The organism is Vibrio sp. 1580, assembly GCF_033340055.1.
This window is the reverse complement of record NZ_JAWOVT010000425.1, coordinates 1-613: the sequence shown is the minus strand read 5'-3', so window position 1 is coordinate 613 and position 613 is coordinate 1. Positions and strand designations below refer to the sequence as shown.

The window sequence follows — 613 nt, the reverse complement described above, 5'->3', positions numbered from 1 at the left end:
GTTCGGCGCGATTTCTGGTTCGTATAAAGCGATATCAAACATGGTATTGAGATAGAGTTGGTCAAAGAGAGGGGCAGTATATACCCAAGTGCAGCGACTTGGGTACAAAAGAGGGCTTGGCGCTTACCAACCTTCCCCCTTTATCGTTAGCGGTTACACGAGCGCGCGAGCGTAGTTCTCTTCGACGGCGCGCCAGTTCACCACATTCCACCAAGCGTCGATGTATTCTGGTCGACGGTTCTGATAACTGATGTAGTACGCGTGCTCCCACACATCTAATGCAAGGATAGGTTCGCCGCGTACATCGGCCACGTCCATTAACGGGTTATCCTGATTGCTGGTGGAGGAGATGTGGATGTCGCCATCTTTCACAACTAACCATGCAAAGCCAGATCCAAACGTATTAACGGCTGCTTGAGCGAATTCGTCTTTGAACTTTTCGAAGTGACCAAACTTGTCGTTGATGACTTGTGCAAGTGCGCCTTGTGGTTCACCGCCGCCTTCTGGTGACATGCAATTCCAGTAAAGGATGTGGTTGTAGTAGCCGCCGCCATTGTTGCGAATGGCTGGGCTATGTTGCGAAACGGCTGCGAAGATTTCGTCTAGCGATTGT

1 protein-coding gene is annotated in these 613 nt (G+C 50.6%); it reads right to left on the bottom strand.

Annotation, left to right across the window (positions count from 1 at the left end):
- Window positions 1-153 precede the first annotated feature (153 nt).
- Window positions 154-613, bottom strand: a 460-nt coding sequence (locus tag R7093_RS26375) for a superoxide dismutase (RefSeq protein ID WP_318147170.1), incomplete at its 5' end; no start/stop codon positions are given.